The 22,545-nt window shown below is 65.5% G+C and carries 16 protein-coding genes; 5 read left to right on the top strand and 11 right to left on the bottom strand.

Features of this window, described 5'->3' with window-relative positions; genetic code table 11:
- Nucleotides 1–8 precede the first annotated feature (8 nt).
- Nucleotides 9–2,849 carry an ATP-binding protein gene (locus AC0L2J_RS14130; protein ID WP_473390786.1) on the bottom strand — a complete coding sequence of 947 codons (2,841 nt, stop codon included), beginning with the start codon at nt 2,847–2,849 and terminating at the stop codon, nt 9–11.
- A 296-nt stretch (nt 2,850–3,145) separates the two neighbouring features.
- Between AC0L2J_RS14130 and AC0L2J_RS14125 the strand changes: the two genes are divergently transcribed.
- On the top strand, nt 3,146–4,135 hold the full coding sequence (locus AC0L2J_RS14125; RefSeq protein WP_473390782.1) for a Bug family tripartite tricarboxylate transporter substrate binding protein: 990 nt from the start codon (nt 3,146–3,148) through the stop codon (nt 4,133–4,135).
- A 6-nt stretch (nt 4,136–4,141) separates the two neighbouring features.
- Here AC0L2J_RS14125 and AC0L2J_RS14120 read toward each other — a convergent pair whose 3' ends face one another.
- From AC0L2J_RS14120 to AC0L2J_RS14090, 7 genes are all read right to left on the bottom strand, one after another.
- Nucleotides 4,142–5,281: an MFS transporter gene (locus AC0L2J_RS14120; RefSeq protein WP_007613023.1), complete on the bottom strand. Its 1,140-nt coding sequence runs from the start codon at nt 5,279–5,281 to the stop codon at nt 4,142–4,144.
- Between the two features lie 1,104 nt (nt 5,282–6,385).
- Nucleotides 6,386–7,618 carry a Zn-dependent hydrolase gene (locus AC0L2J_RS14115; protein WP_007613021.1) on the bottom strand — a complete coding sequence of 411 codons (1,233 nt, stop codon included), beginning with the start codon at nt 7,616–7,618 and terminating at the stop codon, nt 6,386–6,388.
- Nucleotides 7,611–8,396, bottom strand: coding sequence for an ABC transporter ATP-binding protein (locus tag AC0L2J_RS14110; protein WP_007613016.1), 786 nt, complete (start codon nt 8,394–8,396; stop codon nt 7,611–7,613). Before AC0L2J_RS14110 ends, AC0L2J_RS14115 begins: the two co-directional genes overlap by 8 nt.
- Complete coding sequence (locus AC0L2J_RS14105; protein WP_007613015.1) at nt 8,393–9,166, bottom strand: ABC transporter permease; 774 nt, start codon at nt 9,164–9,166, stop codon at nt 8,393–8,395. The genes AC0L2J_RS14110 and AC0L2J_RS14105 overlap by 4 nt, the downstream gene beginning before the upstream one ends.
- A gap of 73 nt (nt 9,167–9,239) precedes the next feature.
- On the bottom strand, nt 9,240–10,184 hold the full coding sequence (locus AC0L2J_RS14100) for an ABC transporter substrate-binding protein (RefSeq protein WP_007613014.1): 945 nt from the start codon (nt 10,182–10,184) through the stop codon (nt 9,240–9,242).
- A 106-nt stretch (nt 10,185–10,290) separates the two neighbouring features.
- Nucleotides 10,291–11,019: a histidine utilization repressor gene (gene hutC, locus AC0L2J_RS14095; protein ID WP_007613013.1), complete on the bottom strand. Its 729-nt coding sequence runs from the start codon at nt 11,017–11,019 to the stop codon at nt 10,291–10,293.
- Nucleotides 11,016–12,374, bottom strand: a complete 1,359-nt coding sequence (locus tag AC0L2J_RS14090; RefSeq protein WP_007613011.1) for a formimidoylglutamate deiminase — start codon at nt 12,372–12,374, stop codon at nt 11,016–11,018. The genes hutC and AC0L2J_RS14090 overlap by 4 nt, the downstream gene beginning before the upstream one ends.
- 99 nt (nt 12,375–12,473) lie before the next feature.
- Between AC0L2J_RS14090 and hutI the strand changes: the two genes are divergently transcribed.
- Genes hutI through hutU form a run of 3 tightly spaced genes read left to right on the top strand, consistent with a single transcriptional unit; the run spans nt 12,474 to nt 16,925 of the window.
- On the top strand, nt 12,474–13,688 hold the full coding sequence (gene hutI, locus AC0L2J_RS14085) for an imidazolonepropionase (RefSeq protein ID WP_473390766.1): 1,215 nt from the start codon (nt 12,474–12,476) through the stop codon (nt 13,686–13,688).
- Nucleotides 13,685–15,244, top strand: a complete 1,560-nt coding sequence (gene hutH, locus AC0L2J_RS14080; protein WP_473390763.1) for a histidine ammonia-lyase — start codon at nt 13,685–13,687, stop codon at nt 15,242–15,244. The genes hutI and hutH overlap by 4 nt, the downstream gene beginning before the upstream one ends.
- 13 nt (nt 15,245–15,257) lie before the next feature.
- On the top strand, nt 15,258–16,925 hold the full coding sequence (hutU, locus tag AC0L2J_RS14075; protein ID WP_007613005.1) for a urocanate hydratase: 1,668 nt from the start codon (nt 15,258–15,260) through the stop codon (nt 16,923–16,925).
- 7 nt (nt 16,926–16,932) lie between these two features.
- On the opposite strand, the gene AC0L2J_RS14070 is transcribed toward hutU, so the two are convergent.
- Nucleotides 16,933–18,942: a putative bifunctional diguanylate cyclase/phosphodiesterase gene (locus tag AC0L2J_RS14070; protein ID WP_473390760.1), complete on the bottom strand. Its 2,010-nt coding sequence runs from the start codon at nt 18,940–18,942 to the stop codon at nt 16,933–16,935.
- A 625-nt stretch (nt 18,943–19,567) separates the two neighbouring features.
- Between AC0L2J_RS14070 and AC0L2J_RS14065 the strand changes: the two genes are divergently transcribed.
- Nucleotides 19,568–20,884, top strand: coding sequence for an alpha/beta hydrolase (locus tag AC0L2J_RS14065; RefSeq protein ID WP_007613002.1), 1,317 nt, complete (start codon nt 19,568–19,570; stop codon nt 20,882–20,884).
- A gap of 17 nt (nt 20,885–20,901) precedes the next feature.
- Here the strand turns inward: AC0L2J_RS14065 and AC0L2J_RS14060 are convergent, their stop codons facing one another.
- The gene (locus tag AC0L2J_RS14060; RefSeq protein ID WP_473391030.1) at nt 20,902–21,972 is read right to left on the bottom strand and encodes a hypothetical protein; all 1,071 of its coding nucleotides are present in this window, start codon (nt 21,970–21,972) and stop codon (nt 20,902–20,904) included.
- A 311-nt stretch (nt 21,973–22,283) separates the two neighbouring features.
- Nucleotides 22,284–22,418, bottom strand: a complete 135-nt coding sequence (locus AC0L2J_RS14055) for a hypothetical protein (RefSeq protein ID WP_473390754.1) — start codon at nt 22,416–22,418, stop codon at nt 22,284–22,286.
- Nucleotides 22,419–22,545: the final 127 nt, after the last annotated feature.

The raw sequence follows: 22,545 nt of genomic DNA, 5'->3' as shown, positions 1-22,545 counted from the left end.
GCGCGCGTTCAGGTTCGCAATTGCGCGACCAGATCGCGGGCAACGCGCATATCGACGAAGTCTGAGCCCTCGGCAAACGCTCCGCAGACATGATCGAGAACCGCCAGAGCGTTCGCGCTCTGGCCAGCCCCGATCATCAACCGCGCCAGGCTGACCGCGCTTCGCAGCTCCCAGAAGCGCGCGCCTTGCTGGACGGCAATGTCCATGGCCTCGCGAAAGCCCGTCTCGGCATCCTCTGAATGCCGGGCGCTCCTGAGCATCAACTCTCCCTTGATGCGGATCAGCTCCGGCAGATACCAGAGCTCCTGCCGGTCGTTGCAGCGGGTCAGGACATCCTCGATCACGTCGAGCCCGCGATCGACCTGGTCGGCCTCTCCGGAACACGCGGCGAGCTCGCCGAGCAGGGGTAGAAAGCGCGGCAGGAAGCGCGCATCGCCGGCGCGATTGAGCTCCTCGCGCAGCAGCGGCAGGCCGGTCGTGACGTCGCCGCGCCTGACCATGACTGCGGCGTTGAAGGCCCGTGCCCACAGGCCCCACAGCCGGATGGCGTGGCGCTCGGTGTGTTCGAGCAGCTCGATGCCGTGACGCTCCGCGGCGTCGAAATCGCCGGACCAGAAGGCGATCGGACAGGCGGCTTGTCCGAGTACGCTGCAGAAGGTCAGCGCGTGGCCATTGGCGCGGCCTTCCTCGATGTTTCTGGCCGTGAGGGCCTGTGCCTGATCGGCCAGGCCCTGAAGCCACAGGATGCGAGCCCGAAAATATTGCGTCGAGATTCTCAGATCGAGCGGGAAGATCTTCGGCTTCTCCGCCAGTACATGCAGCGATGCATTGACCCGGTCGATGCGCAGCCGAGCCTCGTTCTGATCCCCGAGATAGTGCAGCGCCACGGCCATCAGCCGGTCGCCCAGCATGACATCGGTCCTGTCGGACGAGTTCGCAGCTGCGTTCGCAAAGCGATCGGCGAGCGCACGGGCCTTGCCGAACTGTCCGTTGTTGAACTGGTCGATGCACAAGCCCCAGAGCGCGCGCAGCCTGAAATCCTTGTCGTCGAGCCTGTCAGCCAGCTCGAGGGTCGTATCGAGGATCGGTCGCGCCTCCCGCGCGCGACCCTCGCCATACATGAGCGACCAGCCGAGCGCCGACAGGAGCTGCATGCGGATGCGGTCGTCGTCGGCGGTGTCTCCGAGCGCCGCGAGGGCCGTTCTGCTGCGCTCACGGCATTCCGCGAACAGCGAGAGACGCACCCACAGGGTGACCGCGGCCGCCGTCAGCGCGACACCGAGCCTCGCCTCGCCGTCGGGCCCGAACGCCCAGTCCAACGCCGCACGCACATTGTCCAGCTCCGCGCCATAGATGCTCAGCCATTCGGGCAGCGGCGTCGAAATATCGGCCTCCGCGCGCTCGAATAAATCGCGAAAATGCTCGGCATGACGCCGCGCGAACTGCCTGGCTTCGTCGAGCTCGTTGAGTTTTCCGTATGCATAGGTGCGCGTGGTGTCGAGCAGCCGATAGCGCAGCGTCCGCGAGCCGGACGGCGAAATTAGCGACTTGGTTACCAGGCTGTCGATTGCTTCGAGAGTCTCGGATGCGTTGAGGCCGTCACCGGACGCGACCGCCGCAGCCGCCTCCGGCGCGAAAGGCCCGGCAAAGACCGACAGGCGTCGCAGCGTGGCGCTCTCCGCGGCAGGCAGAAGGTCGTAGCTCCAGTCGAGAGCCGCTGCGAGCGTCTGGTGCCGTGGCACGGCGGTGCGCCGTCCCCGCCATTGCAGCGAAAAGCGGCTGTCGAGCAGAGTTGCCGTCCCGGCGATGCCGTAAGCATTGACGCGGCCCGCCGCGAGCTCGATCGCCAGCGCGATGCCGTCGAGGCGCCGGCAGATGCTCGCGACGAGGGGGGCCTCTTCCGCGCTGAGCTGGAACGGGCCCGAGCTCTGCGCAATGCGCTCCACGAAGAGTTGAGCCGCAGGGTAGGCAAGGATCTCGTCGACGGCAAGCCCTTCGCGCTCGGGCGGACAATCCAGCGGGAACAGCCGGAAAATCCGCTCGCCTTCGCTCCGGAACGACTCGCGGCTGGTTGCGAGAACACGAAGCTGCGGTGCTTCGCGAACGATGCGCTCGACGAGCGGCGCCAGATTGTCCAGCACATGTTCGCAACTGTCGAAGATCAGAAGGGCCGGGCCGGTCTTGAGAAACGTCAGCAGGGCCGGCGTCGGATCCTCCGCGCTGATGGTCAGTCCGAGCGCCGAAGCAATGGTGGTCGCGATGTGACTGGCATCCCTCAGCGGACCGAAATCGACAAAGAAGACTCGCCCGGCGAAATCCTGGGAACGGCGATGCCCGACGGTGACCGCGACCGAGGTCTTGCCGATACCGCCCGGGCCGACGACGGTCATGAAGCGATAGAGCGAAAGTCCGTTCGAGATCTTCTCGATGACATCTTCCCGGCCGACCATCCTCGTGAGCTGAGCGGGCAGCGAGCGGGGAGGAGCGGCTTCGGCCGGGAGCGGTGCGGCCGGCGCAGCTGCTTGAGCGAACGAGGCGACAAAACAATAGCCTCGGCCGGGCACGTTGACGACGTAACGGGCCGACTTGCCGGTGTCGCCGAGTGCCTTGCGTAGCGCCGCGACGTGAAAGCGCAGGCTGCCCTCGTCGACATTAACGCCGGCCCAGATGCGCTTGACGAGCTCTCTCTTGTCGACGACTTCTCCGGGGCGTCCTGCAAGGAAGATGAGAATGTCGAGCGCGCGGCCGCCGACATGAAGCGGCGAGCCCTCCTTCTCCAAGAGTCGGGACTTCGGAAACAGTCGAAATGGCCCAAAGGAAATGGCCGAGTCTTCGCTATGATCTGGCACGCGCCATCGCCCCCTCGAAGGGAGTCAAAAGGTATTACTTTCTCGTCTACCAGAACGAGGCGTACAGTAAACTGGCCGAAAGCAGTGGGCAGGGCTGGCAGCCCTGCGTGGACGGCTTGGGTCGGCGCGCTCGCCGAATAACGCTTGGAAAGTAAAGAGTTAGGCCGATGTGACAATGCGGTGACGCCGGGGCTCGCCCAGATGGAGCATTGACTGTCATGCCGGATTGCTGCGATGGCATCGTCCGGGAGCCGGTCCCGCCACCACATTGACTGCCGACTTCCGGAATTTCCAGCATGGCCTCTTTCACGCGGCGACAGTTCGTGCACGCGTTGACAAGCGCAGCGGCGCTCGCCGCGCTTCCCCGCAGCGGACAAGCCGCCGACTATCCGTCTCGTCCCATTCGCCTGGTGATTCCCTACGGAGCCGGCGGATCGGGTGACCAGATCGCGCGCCCCTGGGTGGACAAGATGTCGTCGCTGCTCGGGCCGACCTTCGTCGAATATATCGGCGGCGCGGGCGGCGCCATCGGGACCGCGGCGGTCGCGCGTGAGGAGCCCGACGGCTATTCGCTGCTGCTCGGCAACGGCAGCACGCAGGTCATCATTCCCATGACGTCGGCGAATCCCGGATATTCCGTTGGCGATTTCCGCGCCATCTACCGCCTGATCAACAGCGCATTGGTTTTCGCCGTCAATCCTTCGGTGCCTGCCGCAAACCTGCGCGAGTTGATCACCTATGCGAAAGCCAATCCAGGAAAGCTGTCCTATGGCACGCCGGGGATCGCCACCGGAAACCATCTGGTCGGCGAATCCTTCAAGCAGCAGGCCGGCGCGCTGGACATCGTCCACGTGCCCTATCGGGGCATTGCGCAGGCGACCAACGACCTCGTCAGCGGCCAGATATCGCTCGTCATTGCCGTCATGTCCGTTCAATTGCAGCAGCTGGCCCAAGCGGGGAAAGTCAGGCTGCTCGCGGTCACCACCGAAACGCGGCTGAGCGGCGCGCCGGAGATCCCGACCGCCGTCGAATCCGGCATGCCCGGCATCCGGTATGAGGGATGGTTCGGTCTGTTCGCACCCAAGCACACCGACGATGCGATCATCGACCGGATCGGGCAGGCGACGCGGCTCGCCATGGCCGATACGGCGCTTCTGGCGAGCTATCGCGCCCAGGGCATGGAGCCGGACGACGATTCAAGCCCGGACAAATTCCAGCGCATCGTGGAGGCCACATCCGCAAGCCTCGCGCCCCTGATCAAATCGATCGGGCTGAGCAATTTGTGAGGCCGCTCAGCTGTCGGCGCGCGTAACAATACGCGCCGTCAGCGTGACGAGGCCCATCAGCGCGGTCAGGAGCCAGAACGCCACCGGCAATCCGCCAAGACGTGCCACGAAGCCGACACCGGCGGGGCCGACGAGAACGCCGGCGTAGCCGGCGGTCGTGATCGCCGCGACGGCGAGCCCGGTGGGCATCACCGTCTGCCTCGCCGCCCGGCGGAACAGCACCGGCACGAGGTTCGATGCGCCGAGGCCGATGAGCAGGAAGCCGCCTACGGCGACCGCCACGAGGGGAGCGGTGAGCAGGACCACGAAACCCGCGATCGCAATCAGGCTGCCCCAGAACAATGTCGTGCGGTCTCCGATGCGTGCGACGACGGCGTCGCCGGCGAGCCGCCCGATCGTCATCGCGACCGAGAACACGATGTAGCCGATCCCGCCTTGCGCTTCGGAAACGAGACCCGCCCCGATGACGAGCAACGCGCCCCAATCAAGCATCGCGCCTTCGACCAGGAAGGTGATGGCGCAAAGCAGCGCGAGCAGGAGCACGGCGCCATGCGGCAGCACGAACAGCGGTCCTTCCTGCACCTGCACGGAGCGAAGCAGCCGCGGCCAGGCTGCCAGCATCGCGATCAGCATCAGGACGGAGCAGATCAGCGTGCAAGCGAGCGCACCGAGTTGCAGCGAGAGCAGTGCGGTCATGAGCGCGGCCCCGGCGAAGCCGCCGATGCTGAACAGCGCGTGGAAGCCGGACATCAGCGGACGTCCCGCGGCGCGCTCCACCTCAACCGCGTGGATGTTCATGGCGACGTCGATGGAGCCAAGCGCGGCGCCAAATGCGAGCAGTGCCAGCGCCAGCGTCATGGGCGAGCTCGCGATTGTCAGCAGAGGCAGGACCAGGGCAAGAGCGAGCCCGCCCGCAATGATGATCGGCTTGCTGCCATAGCGCGCGCTCAGCACGCCGGTCAGAACCATCGCGATGACCGAGCCGATGCCGAGGCTGAGCAGGAGCAGTCCGAGGATGCCGTCGTCGACGGCGAGCCTCGCCTTCGCGAACGGCACCAGCGGTGCCCAGCACGAGATGCCGAAGCCCGCGACGAGGAAGGCAAGCCTGGTCGCAAGGCGTGTCGCTGGCCTGTCGGCAGAAGACATGGGAACTCCGGGGAGGGGGAATCAGGGCAGGGGCAATCGACAAGCCTCGCAATTGTCGCGTCTTTATGTCCGCGGCGGACTCGAAGTGTCGCAGGCGGCCCCTGGGCGGCCGGAACGCCAGTGCGAACCAAGGAGTGAGGCTTCGTAGCCCGGATGGAGCGCAGCGCAATCCGGGGCCGCTCGCGCCGTGTTTCGCACCTTCCCGGATTACGCTTGCGCTCCATCCGGGCTACGGGACCTCGCCTGTGTCGCGCCTCTGTCAATCCGCCCGCGTAAAAATATTCCACTTTACCGAAATTCGGAAATGACGTATATGTCGCCCATCCCGGCTCATCCTTGAGGGGCGATCTTGTGGTCGTCACGTTCGCGAGCCGGGCTTGCGGTGGACGCGGCAGCGTTCGGGTGCGAGAGGCCAAGGGCAGGGCGGATTGCTCTCCGTGAGCCCATGGCTTCGTTCCGACGAGCGGCGCTGTTAGGTTCGTCTCGTCTGTAAGTTTCCGGCTCCGTCGACAGGGCTGGAAAAACTGCGGCGAAATGGCGGGCCGTGCGTACGGCAAAACCGTGTGGTCCTGGCCGTCGTTGCTACGGTCAAGCCCTGGCGGATGCGGCATCTGCGTCAACCGGCGCGATGCCGGTGACTTTCGCGAAGGCGAGGGAGGCCAAAGAGAACTCGGCTCCCGGGAGAGCACGGCATAAGCCGTCCAACCATCGCGCAGGGAAGGCCGAGTGATTGGCACCACCTGTATGCTGCTGTGCGGTTTTCCTGCGTGTGCTTTTCGCGCAGCGGACCGCGGGTGCGAGGTCAGCACCCGGCCTTCCCTGCGCCCTCTTGGAATAGAGGGTGGAATGACGAAGCAAAGCTCGGGCGAAACGCGCCGCGAGGCTGCGAGCTGTGTCTGCAATTGGAAAATGAACGCGATGAATATCCGCTCTCGCGCCCCGGACGCAGCGCAGCGCTCTTGCGGTGCGCTGCAGAGCCGGGGCCCATGTCTCCGCATTGTACCGTGTCGCCCCTGGGTCCCGGCTCTGCGCAGCAACGCCATAAGCGCGTTTACGCGCGTCTTCGACACGCTATGCGCGTTGCAGCGCGTCCGGGACACGAGCCTAGCCTCCAAGTATCCGCCGGCAAGCGTCGACGAACACCTGGGCGCCGGTGACGATGTCGGCGTCGGCGGTGTTCTCGGTCCAGTGATGGCTGATGCCGCCGATCGACGGCACGAACAGCATGCCCGCGGGCATGATTGTCGCCAGCATCTGCGCGTCGTGGCCGGCGCCGCTGGGCATGCGGATGGACCGTCCGCCGGCCAGCGCCTTGCTCGCGGCTTCGATCGCGTCCTGGATGCCCGCGTTCATCATGGCCGGCGCGCCGGTACGCAGTTTTTCCACGGTGACGGTGCAGGGGCCGTTCGCGCCGACCTCGTTCGCCATCGTGCGCAGCAACTCCTCCAGCCGCGCGATGACCGATGGATCGTCGTCGCGGATCTGGAACAGCATTTCGGCACCACCCGGAATGATGCTCGGCGCGCCCGGATCGAGCGTGATGCGGCCGGTGGTCCAGACCGTGCGCGGGCCGCAGCTATCGGGGAAACGCTGGTCGATTGCGACGCAGAACTTTGCCAGCGCCAGCCCGGCATCCTTCCGTGCAGCCATGCGGGTGGTGCCGGCGTGATTCTGCTCACCGACGAAATTGATCTGGTACTGCCAGATGCCGACGATGGAGGTGACGACGCCGATCGCGAGGCGGCCGCTTTCGAGCGTGTCGCCCTGCTCGATATGCGCTTCCAGATATCCGACATGCCGGCCCGGCTCCGCGGTGATGCGCGGTCGTCCTGCGAGCCCCATGTCGGCGAGCGCGTCCCGCATGGTGCGGCCGCTGGTACGGTCGCATGCGGCATCGATGTCGGCCTCGGTCACTTGCCCGACATAGGAGCGCGACCCGAGGAAGTGCCCAAAGTGTCCTTCCTCGTCGCACCAGGCGGCAATTTCGATCGCGCCTTTGAGCGAGGGATCGCCGTTGAGCACGCGGGCCGCTTCGAGCGCGTAGACGACACCGAGCGGACCGTCGAGCCAGCCGGCGTAGTTCTGGCTTTCGAGATGCGATCCCGCGAGCAGCTTGGGTCCCGGCTTTACGCTGGTGCCGAAGACGTTGCCGATGCCGTCGATCGCGGCGGTGAGGCCCGCGTCGGGCAGATTCTGCACCAGCCAATCCAGCGAAAGCTTGTGCGGCTCGGAGAAGGTCGGCTTGTGTACGCCGGTCTTGTAGGCGCCGATGGCACGGAGCGCATTGAGATCGGCGAGAACGCGCATCCCGTTTGCGCGCGAAAAAGAGTCAGGCATGTTCGGCAACCTTCAACGCCTCGGTGCGGATCTCCTCGACCAGCCGTTCCTTCAACTGGACGAATTCGGGCGTGGTCTTGATCTTGTAGGACCGCGGATGCGGCAGGTTCACGTTGATCTCGGCCTTGATGCGGCCGGGACGCGCGCTCATGACGATGACGCGGCTGCCGAGGAAGATCGCTTCCTCGATGTCGTGGGTCACGAACAGCACGGTCTTCTGGTCGCGCTCCCAGATCCCGAGCAGCATCTCCTGCATCAGGGCGCGGGTCTGGTTGTCGAGCGCGCCGAAGGGCTCGTCGAGCAGCAGGATCTTGGGGTCATTGGCGAGCGCGCGTGCGATCGCGGTGCGCTGCTGCATGCCGCCGGAGAGCTGTTTTGGCCAATGCTTCTCGAAGCCGGACAGACCGACCTGGCGGATGAAGGCATCGGCGACCTTGTTTCGCTCCGCCTCGGGCATGCCACGCTCGCGCAGGCCGAAGGCGATGTTCTCGCGCACGGTCAGCCAGGGAAACAGCGTGTAGGACTGGAACACCATGCCGCGGTCGGCGCCGGGGCCGGTCACCTCGCGTCCATCGAGCACCACGCGTCCGCCGGTCGGGCGATCGAGGCCGGCGACGATGCGAAGCAGCGTGGACTTGCCGCAGCCGGAAGGGCCGAGGATGGTGACGAAGTCGTTGTTGCCGATCACAAGGTCGGTCGGCTCCAGCGCCTTGGTCGGGGCGTTGCCGTGGCGCGCGGGAAAGGTTCGCGAGACCTGTTCGATCTTGAGGATCGTCATGCGAGCCTCCAGGGAAACAGCCACGCGTTGAACGCCTTGAACAGGAAGTCCGAGACGAGGCCGATCAGCCCGATCACGATGATGCCGAAGATGATCTGGCCGGTGTTGAGCAGCGCCTGGCTGTCGGTGATCATGTGGCCGATGCCGGAGGAGGAGCCGATCAGTTCGGCGACGATGACGTAGGTCCAGGCCCAGCCCAGCACCAGCCGCAGGATCTCGGCAATCTCCGGCGCGGAGGAGGGCAACAGCACGCGGCGGATGATGCCGCGGTCGCTGGCCCCCAGCGTATAGGCCGCCTCGACCAGATCGCGCCGCGTCGTGCCGACGGTGACCGCGATCATCAGGATGATCTGGAACACCGAGCCGATGAAGATGACGAGCAGCTTCTGCAGTTCGCCGATGCCGGCCCACAGGATCAGGAGGGGAATGAAGGCGGAGGCCGGCAGATAGCGCGCAAAGGAGACGAACGGTTCGAGGAACGCCTCGACCGGCTTGTAGGCGCCCATCAGCACGCCGAACGGCACGGCGATGAGTGCGGCCAGCACGAAGCCGCCGACGACGCGCCAGATCGTCATGCCGATGTCGACCAGGAAGCCCTGTTTGATGATCAGATCGACGCCTTCCTGCACCATGGTCAGCGGGTTGGCGAGGAACACTTTCGACACGTGGCCGCCGAAGGTCGCCCAGGACCAGAGGGCAACGAACACCACGAAGAACGCAAGGCCGTAAGCCACGCGCTGCCTTGACGTCACGGGATCGAGGGGACGCATCAAACTGTCTATCCGGGCGGTGAACAAGTTTGCCGGCCCCGCCGCGAGACGGGGCCGGCGGCTCCTGGGAGATTTACTTGATGTAGCTGGCGTCGAAGAGATCCTCGACCTTCGGCGCGGCCTTGATGATGCCGATCTCCAGCAGGAGGTCGGCGGCCTCCTTGTTGAAGGTCAGGAAATCGCCGGCGAAGAATTTCTGGTTCGCGGCCTTGTCCTGCCAGCGCAGATACTTCGCCGAGTTGCCGAACGCCTCGCCGGTCTGCTTCACGTCGGCGCCCATGATCTCGTAGGCCTTGGCCTGGTCCTTGGCGATCATGTCGAGGGCCTCGAAATAGCTGTCGGCGAGCGCCTTGGCGGCCTTCGGGTTCTCGGTGAGGAATTTCGGTGTGCAGCCGAACGTGTCCATGACCATCGGATAGTCGAGCGTGGTGGCGATGATCTTGCCCTTGTCGGGGGCGGCACGAACCGTCGACAGATACGGCTCATAGGTCATCGCGGCATCGTTCTGGCCGGAGACGAAGGCCTGCGCGGCGGCGGCCGGCTCGAGGTTCACGACGGTGACGTCCTTCACCGACAGGCCGTTCTTCTTGAGCATCCAGGCCAGCGCGAAATAGGGCGAGGTGCCGGGCGCGGAAGCAGCAACCGTCTTGCCCTTCAGATCCTTGATCGCGGCGAGATCGTTGCGCACGGCCATGCCGTCGGCGCCGTAGCTCTTGTCGAGCTGGAAGATCTGCTTGGTCGCGACGCCGTTGGCGTTCCAGGAGATCCAGGTCTCCACGGTCGTTGCCGCGCACTGGACGTCGCCGGACGCGATTGCCAGATGGCGATCCTTCTGCGGAATCTTCTTGATGGTGACGTCGAGGCCGTTCTTTTTGAAGATGCCGGCCTCCTTCGCCAGGGTCAGCGGCGCGAAGCCGGTCCATCCGGAGATACCGACGCCGACCTTGACGTCGTCGGCGAGCACGGGGGTGGAGACCGTAAGCGCAATGACTGCCGCAAATACTTTCGAACTACGCATGATTGTCGTCCTCTTGCCGATCGATGGATTGACGTCCTGTTGATCTTGGTCGGTCCGCGTGGACCGCTGCCCGAAACGTTGCACGATTTGTGCCGACATCGTCCTCTCAGCCTCCCTTGAATCGGGCGACAAGGCGGTGAGAGTCACCGGGATAGAGCAGCCGCACCGCGGTGATCGTGCGCGCGCTGCGCCAGGTATAGCGGTCGATCACGAGGCAGGGCGCGCCGACGGCGATGTCGAGCGCTTCGGCCGTGCGATCGTCCGCAACGATAGCGCTGATCGTATGCTCGGCCTCTGTCCATGGCACATGGTGAAGCAGCCACGAGCCGGGCGGTTCACGCGAAAAATCCGCGGTCGCCGCATCCGGCACCGACGCGAGATCGATCAGCCGGTCTTCGACGGCGAAAGGCACGTCGTCGGCGCTGTGGCGGCAGGTGATCGCGACCACCTTGCCGGCCTTCTTGACACCGAGGCGGTCACGGTCGGCCGCGGTCGCGGCGCGGAGCTTGCGGCCGATCAGCTCGTAGCCGTAAGCACGCCCGAGCGCGGTGATCTCGGCGCGCATGTCGGCGATCTTGAGCACGGCAGACTGATGTTGCGGCCGGCGCACGAAGGAGCCGGCACGTCGCCGCCGCTCGATCAGGTCGGCTTGCGCGAGCTCCGACAGCGCCTTGTTCACGGTCATGCGCGAGCAGCCGTAACGCGCGACCAGTTCGTGCTCGAACGGGATGCGATGCCCGGGGGGCCACTCGCCGGTCAGAATGCGCTTCTCGATATCGGCGCGGATCCGTTTGTAGAGCGTCGGCTGGTCGTGTGTATCAGTGGCGAGGCTCATGCAACGAGCCTCCGTACCGATGCGTTGAAGCGTTCGCGCGCGGCCTGGCGCAGTCTGTGCCGGCCGCCTTCGACGACCTTGTCGCCGCCGGCCCAGACGCAGTCAATCGCGCCGCTGCCCGCGGCAAAGATCCAGCCGTCGATGACGGCGTCGTGCGCGCGCCCCGCCAGCGAGGGATGCGTGATGTCGAGCGTGACGATGTCGGCGCGCGCCCCTGGCGTGAGACCGACTGACATCTGTGCCAGTGCCCGCGAACCGCCCGCAAGCGCATGATCGAACAGGGCGCGCCCCGTCGAGCGGCCTGCGCCGGCCGAGAGCACGTTGCGCTCGCGGTGCTTGAGCCGTTGGCCATATTCGAGCTGGCGCAGCTCATCGGCGACGCCGACCAGCACATTGGAATCCGTGCCGACGCCATAGGCGCCGCCGGCACCGACGAATTCGCGGGCCGGGAAAATGCCATCGCCCAGGCTTGCCTCGGTGACGGGGCAGAGGCCGGCGACCGCACCGGTCTTGGCGAAGCCGCGGACTTCCTCGTCCGTGGTGTGGGTGGCGTGAATGAGGCACCAGCGTCGGTCGACCGGCGCGTGCTCCAGCAACCATTGCACCGGACGTCGCCCGGACCACGCCAGGCAATCCTCGATTTCCTTCACCTGCTCGGCGGCATGAATGTGGATCGGGCCGCCCTCAGCAAGCGGAATGATCGCTCCAAGTTCGTCCGGCGCCACCGCGCGCAAGCTGTGCGGCGCGATGCCAATGTTGGCATCCGGCAATGTTGCGATCGCCCTGCGCGACGCATCCATCAGCGCGGAAAATTGGTCAACGCTACAGATGAAGCGGCGCTGGCCGGCGTGCGGTGCTGCGCCCCCAAACGAGCCATGCGCATAAAAACTCGGCAGCAACGTCAGCGCAATTCCCGAGGCTTCGGCGGCCTGCGCAATCCGTGCGGCCATTTCGGCGATGTCGGCGTAGGGCGAGCCGTCGCGATCATGATGCAGATAATGGAATTCGCCGACGCGGGTAAAACCCTGCTCCAGCATCTCGACATAAAGCAGTGTCGCGACCGCTGCGACGTCGTCAGGCGTCATCGCCAGCGCGAAGCGGTACATCGTCTCGCGCCAGGTCCAGAAGGTGTCGGTGCTGTCGCCGCGCAGCTCCGCGAGACCCGCCATGCCGCGCTGGAAGGCGTGGCTGTGCAGGCTCGCAAGTCCCGGAAGCGCAAGGCCGCGGCGTTCGTCGCCGGAGGTCGGCGCCACGCCCGGCGTCACCTCGGCGATCGCGCCGCCGGTGATCACCACCTGCACGTCATTGGCCCAGCCCGAGGGCAGGAGCGCGGAGGCGAAATGCAGTCGTGTCATGTTTCCATGCCGGCTGGACAGAACCGCGACACGATTATATGTCTAGACATATAAGTCAAGCATCCCAGGGCGCAGGGGCATCCGCGAAGGGACAGTTGCATGGCAGAGCGCTTCGACCGGATCTGGCATAACGCCCGGCTCGCCACGATGCGGGCCGACGGTCCCGATCCCGGCGAGATCGAGCACGGCGTGATCGCCGCGCGCGGCGGCCGTATCGTCTATGCGGGTGCGCAGACCGATTTTCCGGCGAGTGCCGATGCAGCCGACCGGATCGATTGCGAGGGGCGCTGGATCACGCCCGGTCTCGTCGATTGTCACACTCATCTGGTCTATGGCGGTAACCGCGCCCAGGAATTCGAGCTGCGCCTGAAGGGCGCGAGCTACGAGGAGATCGCGCGCGCCGGCGGCGGCATCGTCTCGACGGTGGCCGCGACGCGCAAGGCAAGCGAGGCCGAACTCATAGCACACGCGCTGCCGCGGCTCGATGCGCTGATTGCCGAGGGTGCCACAACGGTCGAGATCAAGTCAGGCTACGGCTTGGACACCGAGACCGAGATGCGGCAGCTGGCCGCCGCCCGAAGCCTCGGCCGGCAGCGGCCGGTCGCGATCCGCACATCCTTCCTCGGCGCGCATGCGCTGCCGATCGAAGCCGATGGCGACAAGGATCGCTACATCGATCTCGTCTGCAGGGAGATGTTGCCGGCGGTCGCAAGGGCCGGCCTCGCCGATGCCGTCGATGCCTTCATGGAGGGGATCGCATTTTCCGGCGAGCAGACGGCGCGGGTGTTCGAGGCGGCGAGGCGGCTTGGACTGCCGGTCAAGCTGCATGCCGACCAGCTCTCGAATCTCGGTGGGGCTGCGCTCGCCGCGAAATTCTCAGCGCTATCGGCCGATCACCTCGAACACGCCGACGAAGCCGGTGCAGCGGCGATGGCGAACGCCGGAACGGTGGCCGTGCTACTGCCCGGCGCCTTCTACTTCATCCGCGAGACGCAAAAACCGCCAGTCGAAACGTTCCGCAAGCACGGCGTCGCCATGGCGCTCGCGACTGACTGCAATCCGGGCAGCTCGCCGCTGACCTCGCTCCTGCTCGCCATGAACATGGGCGCGACGCTGTTCCGGATGAATGTGGCCGAGTGCCTTGCCGGGGTCACCCGCGAAGGCGCGCGTGCGCTCGGCGTGCTCAATGATACCGGCACGTTAGAGGCCGGCAAATGGTGCGACCTCGCGATATGGGACATCGAGCGCCCGGCCGAGCTGGTCTACCGCATCGGCTTCAATCCGCTCCACCGCCGGGTGTGGAGGGGACAATGACAGACCAGCGCGCGCAGATCGTCGTCAAGCCGGGAACGGTCAGCATCGACGATCTCGCGCGCGTGCTCGAAGGGCATTCAGTGCTTCTCGATCCCGTCTTCTGGCCGCGCGTCGACGCGGCCGCAGAGATCGTTGCAGGGGCCGCGCGAGCCGATGCTCCCGTGTACGGGATCAACACCGGCTTCGGGAAACTTGCCTCGAAGCGCATTCCGCCCGACCAGACCGCGCTGCTCCAGCGCAATCTCATCGTCTCGCATTGCTGCGGCGTCGGCCCGGCGACCCCCGAACCGATCGTCCGCCTGATGATGGCGCTGAAGATCATCTCGCTCGGGCGCGGCGCCTCTGGCGTGCGCCGCGAGGTGATCGAGCAGTTGCAGGCCATGCTAGCCCGGCACGTCTCACCGCTGGTGCCGCAGCAAGGTTCGGTTGGCGCTTCCGGCGATCTCGCGCCGCTCGCGCATATGACCGCCGTGATGATCGGCGAAGGGCAGGCCTTCGTCGGCGGCAAGATCGTGTCGGGTAGCGACGCGCTCGCCGCGGCCGGCCTGCCGCCACTGACGCTCGGGCCAAAGGAAGGGCTCGCGCTGATCAACGGCACGCAATTTTCCACCGCCTACGCCGTCTCCGGCGTGCTGCGCGCATTTCGCCTGGCGCGCGCCGCGCTCGTCACCGGCGCGCTGTCGGTCGATGCGGCGATGGCCTCGACGGCGCCGTTCCGCCCCGAAATCCAGGCGTTGCGCGGCCATTCCGGCCAGATCGCGGCTGCGGCAACCCTGATGGCGCTGCTCGAGGGCAGCGACATCCGCCTGTCGCATCTCGAAGGCGACGAGCGCGTGCAGGATCCCTATTGCCTGCGCTGCCAACCGCAGGTCGCTGGCGCGGCGCTCGACCTGATCGTGCAGGCGGCACGGACGCTGATCGTCGAGGCCAATGCCGTCACCGACAATCCGCTCGTCCTGGTCGAGACCGGCGAGATCGTCTCCGGCGGCAATTTCCACGCCGAACCGGTGGCCTTTGCCGCGGATGCCATCGCGCTGGCGCTGTCGGAGATCGGCGCGATCAGCGAGCGGCGCATTGCGACGCTGGTCGATCCCGCGCTCAATTTCGGCCTGCCGCCGTTCCTCACTCCCGATCCCGGTATCAATTCTGGCTTCATGATTGCCGAGGTGACGGCGGCCGCGCTCTATGCCGAGAACAAGCAGCGCGCGGCCGCCTGTTCGATCGATTCAACGCCGACCAGTGCCAACCAGGAAGATCATGTCTCGATGGCCGCGCATGCTGCACGGCGCCTGTCTGACATGGCGGACAATCTCGCCACCATCCTGGGCATCGAGCTGCTAGTCGCCGCCCAGGGCATCACGCTGCGCGCGCCGCATGCAACCAGCGCGCCGCTCGTTGCCGTCATTGCCGCACTGCGCGAGCAGGTGCCGGCGCTCGGCGCCGATCGCTACATGGCCGGCGATCTCGCCAAGGCTGCCGCGCTGGTCGAAGCCGATGCGCTGCCGGCTGCGGCGCTCGCCGTACTTTCAACTGACCCGTTTCCGACACTTGCCTGACGAGGTGCTCCGCATGAACCGCCGACTGGACAATGACCGCACCATCCGCGCGCCACGCGGCAGCGAAATCAGCGCCAAGAGCTGGTTGACGGAAGCGCCCTTGCGCATGCTCATGAATAATCTCGATCCCGATGTTGCAGAACGTCCGAGCGAGCTCGTCGTCTATGGCGGCATCGGCCGCGCCGCACGTGACTGGGAGAGCTTCGACCGGATCGTTGCTTCGCTGCGCGAGCTCGAGGACGACCAGACGCTGCTGGTCCAGTCCGGCAAGCCGGTCGGCGTGTTCCGCACCCATGCCGACGCGCCGCGCGTCCTGATTGCCAACTCCAACATCGTGCCGCACTGGGCGACGCTCGATCATTTCAACGAGCTCGATCGCAAGGGCCTGATGATGTACGGCCAGATGACGGCGGGTTCCTGGATCTATATCGGCAGCCAGGGCATCGTGCAGGGCACCTACGAGACGTTTGTCGAGATCGGGCGTCGCCACTATGGCGGCAGCCTCGCCGGCAAATGGATTCTGACCGCCGGTCTCGGCGGCATGGGCGGCGCGCAGCCGCTGGCTGCGACCATGGCGGGGGCCTCGATGCTGGCGGTCGAATGCCAGCCGAGCCGCATCGAGATGCGTCTGCGCACCGGTTATCTCGATCGCCAGGCCACGACGCTCGACGAGGCGCTTGCGATCATGGCGGAGGCGGCGAAGACGAAGAAGGCGGTCTCGGTCGGCCTGCTCGGCAATGCCGCGGAGATTTTTCCCGAGCTGGTCCGCCGTGGTGTCAGGCCCGACATCGTCACCGATCAGACCAGCGCGCACGATCCGATCAACGGCTATTTGCCGAAGGGCTGGACGCTCGCCGAGTGGGAAGCCAAGCGCGCCGCCGACCCCAAGGCCGTGGAGCGCGCCTCGAAGATCTCGATGGTCGAGCACGTCCAGGCCATGCTGGATTTCCATGCGCAAGGCATCCCGACGCTCGACTACGGCAACAACATCCGCCAGATGGCGCAGGACATGGGCCTGAAGAATGCCTTCGATTTCCCCGGCTTCGTCCCTGCCTATATCCGTCCCTTGTTCTGCCGCGGCGTCGGGCCGTTCCGCTGGGCCGCGCTGTCGGGCGATCCCGAGGACATCTTCAAGACCGACGCCAAGGTCAAGGAGCTGATGCCTGACGACAAGCATCTGCACAATTGGCTCGACATGGCCAGGGAGCGCATCAAGTTCCAGGGCCTGCCGGCGCGGATCTGCTGGGTCGGGCTCGGCGATCGCGATCGCCTGGGCCTTGCCTTCAACGAGATGGTGGCGCGTGGCGAATTGAAGGCACCCATCGTGATCGGCCGCGATCATCTCGACAGCGGCTCGGTGGCGAGCCCCAACCGCGAAACCGAAGCGATGAAGGACGGGTCGGACGCTGTGTCCGACTGGCCCTTGCTCAACGCGCTGCTCAATTGTGCCAGCGGCGCGACCTGGGTGTCGCTGCATCACGGCGGCGGCGTCGGCATCGGCTATTCCCAGCATGCCGGCATGGTGATCGTCGCCGACGGTACGCCGGAAGCGGCGAAGCGCATCGCGCGCGTGCTCTGGAACGATCCTGCCAGCGGCGTCATGCGCCACGCCGACGCGGGCTACGACACCGCGATCGGCTGCGCCCGCGACAAAGGGCTCGACCTGCCGAGCCTGCGCTAGGCGCGACTCAGGCCACGACCCTGGCTCCGGCGCCGCTGAGGCGCTGGCGTTCCTTTGCGAGATACTCGTCGATCGCGTCGCCGTGCATGGGCTTTGCGAAGTAGTAGCCCTGGATGAAGTCGCATCCCAGCCGGCGCAGGGTGTCGAGCTGAGCGCGGGTCTCGACGCCCTCGGCGACGCAGGCGATCTCCATGTCGTCACAGAGGCCGGTGAGGGACTTGATGATCTTGTGACTTACTGCATTGTCGTTGACGTCGGCGATGAAGCTGCGGTCGATCTTGATCTTGTCGAGCGGCAGCCAGTGCACGTGGCTCAGCGAGGAATAGCCGGTGCCGAAATCGTCCAGCGAAATGCCACAGCCCATCGCCTTCAATGCCGCGATCGACTGCTGCGCGCGTACGAAATCGAATGTAACGGCGGTCTCGGTGATCTCGAAATCGATCCGGTGCGGCGGCAGCCCGCTCTTCTCGACGATAGCGATCAGCGGCAGGACGCCCTCGGGCGAGCAGACGTCGTGGGCGGACAGGTTGAACGAGAGGCGGATGTGGTCGGGCCAGGTCCTGGCCGTCGCGAGCGCGCGCGCCAGCAGCGCTTGCGTCAGCGGCCGGATCAGGCCGATGCGCTCGGCGGCCGGAATGAAGTCGGCCGGCGAAACCAGGCCGAGGCGGGAGCTGCGCCAGCGCGCCAGGACCTCGAAGCCGGCGGTGTGCTCGCTCATGGCGTCCACGATCGGCTGGAACACCAGGTCCATCTCGGTGCTGAAATCGGCGGTGCGCAGCAAATTCTCGATGACGCCGCGGCTGCGGATCTCGGCCTCGAGCTCGCTCGAGAAGATCACGGTGCGGCCGCGCAGGTGGCGCTTGGCGTGATAGAGGGAATAGTCGGCGCATTCATAGAGCGCTTCCGCCGTCGTTGCCGATTGCGGGAATAGCGCGAAGCCGATCGAGCAGGACAGTCCGGTATGGGCGGTGTCGAGCTGGTAGGGCAGCTTGACCTGGTCAGCGATGCGTTCGCCAAGCCGCATCAGATCCGCCTCATCGGGGTCGCCGCACACGACGAGGCCGAACTCGTCGCCGCCGAGCCTGGCGAATTCCACCCGCTGCGGGCCGAAGCCCTCGCAGACCTCGCGGATGCGCCGGCCCGCCTCGATCAGAACGCGGTCGCCGACGGAATGGCCGTAATTGTCGTTGACCGGCTTGAAGCCGTCGAGGTCGATGATCCCGACAGCGACGCGAACTTTCCTGCGCTCGGCGTCAGCGAAAGCGCTCGACAGCTCGGCGAAGAAGCGGCGGCGATTCGGCAGCTCTGTCAGAGAATCGAGGTTTGCGAGGCGGAAGTTCTCGTCCGAAAGGGCTTGGGTGGCTGCCTGCTGCGCCAGCAGCGATTTGCGGCTGGCGACGAGGTCGGCGAAGTCGCGATAGTAGATGAACAGCACCGTCACCATCGCACCCGACACGAGCAGATTGTTGACGGCGATCGCCTTCAGTGTGGGCTCGCCGGTGGTCCAGAAAAACAGAACATAGGGCACGTCGACGACCAGCGTCACAATCAGTGCCGCCGAGCGCAGATGCATCAGCGAGAAGATGCAGCCGATCACAGTCACCGCCATGTAGAAGGCAACCTGGCTCTTGGCGAAAGCATCGCCGTAGGGATACAGGGCAAACGACCAGACAGTAAAACCCGCCGCGATCGGCGCTGCAATCCAGTTGGTGAGACGCAGGTTGCGCAGGATGTCGGCATCGTTGCGGACGACACGGCGCTGGCGCAGCCACCAGAATGTGCGAAAGCCCGTCATCGCGATCAACAGGGCAGGCACGATCATACTGAGCGAGGGCGGTGCCAGCGGCACATAGGTATAAGCCACCGCGATCGTGTTTGTGATCAGGATGAAATAGAGCAGCGGGATCTGTTTGGAGAAGGCGTCGAATTGCGCCCGCATCAGTTCCGGATTGTCGGCCGGCACCCGAAACAGCTCTGCAACGGCAGCTAGATGAGACTTAAAATTGGTGACAGGCATTGCAATACGAGCCCCGGATCCCCTTCGAAACGCCGGCGATCTTGCACGGCGGGGGTAAAGGTGGCGTTAGGTGGATTTCGCCGGAAAAGCGGGGAAGGTTGTACGCTACCGCGAAGTCTTCCGGCCGCGTGCATTGGTGAGGCCGCGTTAACGATATGTGGCGGCAAAAACGGATGTATCGACTGCAAAGGACTGCAAAAACCTTGGTGAGGTTCTGCTAACCATCGGTGTCGGCGCAGCATTCTGTCGCATCGCCAATGATGGGGCCGACTTGTTCGCATACCTCTCCCCGGCGAGGAGTCGCCTTCCTTCGCGGTGCGATCGACCTTCGCCGGGAAGGCAAGATTGTCGTGCGGTGGATTTCAGAAGCGTCATATCTATCGCGTTTTGATTGGGCGGTCCTTCACGGCGCGGCCGGCCGGCAAGCGACGCCGCGCGAGGTGCGGCAGCAACGGCCAGATGTCTGGATAATTTCGTGGCAGTGCGCGGAATAACCGTCCCTGTCCGGTTTGAGCATGGCGGCCATAGCTGCAATGCGGCCGGCTGGGGTTTGACCGCGCGTAGGTGGCTCGTCATACTTTGCGCCAAGGCGAGCCAGAAAGACTCGTCAGCACCGGGAGCTGAAATGACCAATTCGTTGTCCGTCCTTGCGGGGACGCTGATTTCCCTCGTCTCCTTCACTTCAATCGCGCTTTCGCAGCCGGCCTGCGTCACCCAGAACATGGTGGTGCCGCCCGGGGCCAACACCGCCGACAAGGCGGGCCCGTTCTTCATCGATACGGCGGGTCTCGATTTCAAGACGGCGCCTCCGACGCGCGATCCGTCCAATCCCAACTATCCGCGCGCCACTGAGCTTCCTGACGGAACGCTGCCGCCACCGGGTGCCGAGGGCAATTTCATCATCGGTCCCACCCACAATCCTGCGCCGGAGACGATCGCGAAGGAGGGCGTGCCGCGTGGGACGACAAAGTCCTTCACGCTGTCGTCGAAGGAGAGCACCATCTACAATCCCGGCCTGATCCGCGATGACGCCGCCGGTTGCACCAATTCCTCGATCATGACGACCGTTACGGCGCCGGATGACAAGTCGCACATGATTGTCACCACCAGCCACCCAGGGATCTGGTCGCGCACCATCGACGTCTATGTGCCGGCGCAATATGTGCGCGGCAGCGAGGCGCCGTTCATCGTGGTCGGCGACGGCGGCTCCAACGCCTACAAGGATCTCGCCGTAACGCTCGACAATCTGATCGCGCAGCACCGCGTGCCGCCGATGATCGCGATCCAGATCGGGAATGGCGGGCAGGACGCGCAAGGCAGTCAGCGTGGCCGCGAATATGACGCGGTGTCAGGTGTCTACGCGCAGTTCGTCGAGCGTGAAGTGCTGCCGCTGGTCGAAAAGAACGCCGACGTCAGGCTGACCAAAAATCCCGATGGACGTGCGACCATGGGGCTGAGTTCGAGCGGCGTGGCAGCCTTCACCATGGCGTGGTTCTATCCCGATCTCTATCACCGCGTCCTGGCGTTCTCGCCGACCATGGTCAACCAGCAATGGCCGCATGACCCGTCGCTGCGCGGCGGCGCCTGGGAATATCACAGCGCATGGACGGGGCCGGCCACACCCAACCTCATCTCCAAGGCCGGCGTGCTCACGCCGGCCGAGCCGCCCGGCGTGCCGCTAATCGTCGCTGCGCCGACCAAGCCGATCCGTTTCTGGTTCTTCGGCGGCGACCAGGACCTGTTCTATCCGAACCCCACCATCCCCGACGGCATGCACGACTGGACCCTGTCCAACGCGCTGATGGCCAAGGTGCTGGCGGAGAAGGGCTACCACTATCAGTTCCTGTTCGTGCGCAACGCCAAGCACGTCGACCGTCCGACGATCGCCCAGACGCTGCCGTCGGCGCTGGAGTGGGTCTGGAAGGGTTATCCGATCCCCTGAGCGCAGGGAACAAAGGGTCAGGCGAGAGCGGCCTGGCGTTCCCGCATCGGTTCGCGGACCCGGTCGTGTTTCCCCGGCTCGGCGAGCCGCGTAAAACTGCGCTGGCTTGCGTGTGCGGGTGCCTCGACAATCACGCCTTCGCAGACGATCTGTCCGCCGAGCATCAGGAATTCCAGCTTGTCGTAGCGCGGCATCGTCTCGCCGGGCGCGGGCGGCAGCAGCCCGACGCTTCCCTGGATGTTCAGCGTGGCATCACCGGCGCCGTGGAGGCGGGGATTCCACATCCTGATTCCGGTCTCCGCCCAACGCTGCCGGATCAGCGCGGCACGGTCGGCGGGTTCTACGATCTTTGCACGGGTCTTCGGCGCGCTGGTGATCTCCGGAGCGGGAGCCTCGAGGGCCGGCTCCGGCGCAACATCCGTGACGACGCTGGGCGTGTCGGCGACGACGACTTCCGCGGCACCGGGGCAGGGATTGCTGTCGATGCTATCCTCGGGGACATGCTCTGGCGAGATGTCGCGGTCGGCGAACGCGATACACGTGTCCTCAAGAATCGAGCGAGTATCCACGCTGACGACGAGAGCGATGGCGTCAACCGGAGCGACCTCGACATCGACCGGAGACGCCTTCTCCGCGATAACGGGCTCAACGTCGTCCACGAGTTCGGAAGATGGACCGCTGTTGACGATGATTTCGGGGAGGTCGGCCGACTCGCGCTCGACGTCGATGGTCGTGACCGAAGCTTCCTCCACGACGACCGGCTCGACTTCCGTCAACGTCTCCCGGGATGAATCGTCGCTGCCGCTGATATCGGCTGGCGCTTCCGACGGGCTCTCCGCGATGACAGGGCTGGCACTGTCGTCTTCGGCTGAAGCCGCGACCGCGGCGTCGCAGTTCAACGTATCCGCGCTGATGCTGGTGTCGAGAACCTCCGCGGCTTCTGCAATGTCGGCAACGAGGGCGGGTGAGGGGTCTGCGGTATCAGGCGCGACGTCGATGCTGCCGCCGTGCGGCAAGGGCCGAAGCCGGGTGAACGCCCATTTCACCGCGGGGATGCGGCGCAGCAACGATATCAGTCTCGAAAGCACTGGGAGTTGTCCAAGAGGTACTCGGCTTGAGGCCATCGCTGATTCGTCAGCAATGTAAAAATCCCCGGCTGTCACACTGATGTCAATGTAGATGGGACCAATTGCAGAACATTCACGCTTTCAGAGCGCACGGCTGCAATTTAGTCGGCGTGACTGTAGTGCCGACGTGACCGTAATCAAAGTGCAGCACCGCCAATATGCTTCGTTCGACACCAAGACCTTCGCGTATGACGTCGACAAGCTCTGACGGCACGAAGACTTCTGGATAGGGGACGATCGCCCCCTCTCCAGAATTTCCGATCGATGCCAGCCTACTTTCCGGAGCCAGCGCCGCCGCCGGCCTGGCTGCCCATGTTATTGGTGTTGCTGCCGCCGGCCGACGGAGTCTGCTTGCCCTTGCTGTCAGCGGCCTCGTTCTGCATGTTCGAGGAGGCGCCGGTCGTCATGCCCTTGGTCGCGGGGCCCCCCCCCCCGGGGGCCACCGCGCCCGGGCCCGCTGCGGCGGGGGGGGGGTGTGTGTGGGCCAAAGCCCCCCCGGGCGCCCCCCCCCCCCACCCCCCCGCTGGCAAAAAA

This window comes from Bradyrhizobium sp. MV1.5 (genome assembly GCF_055807615.1).
Note: the sequence above shows the minus strand (reverse complement) of the source record. Positions and strands in the feature narration are given on the sequence as shown.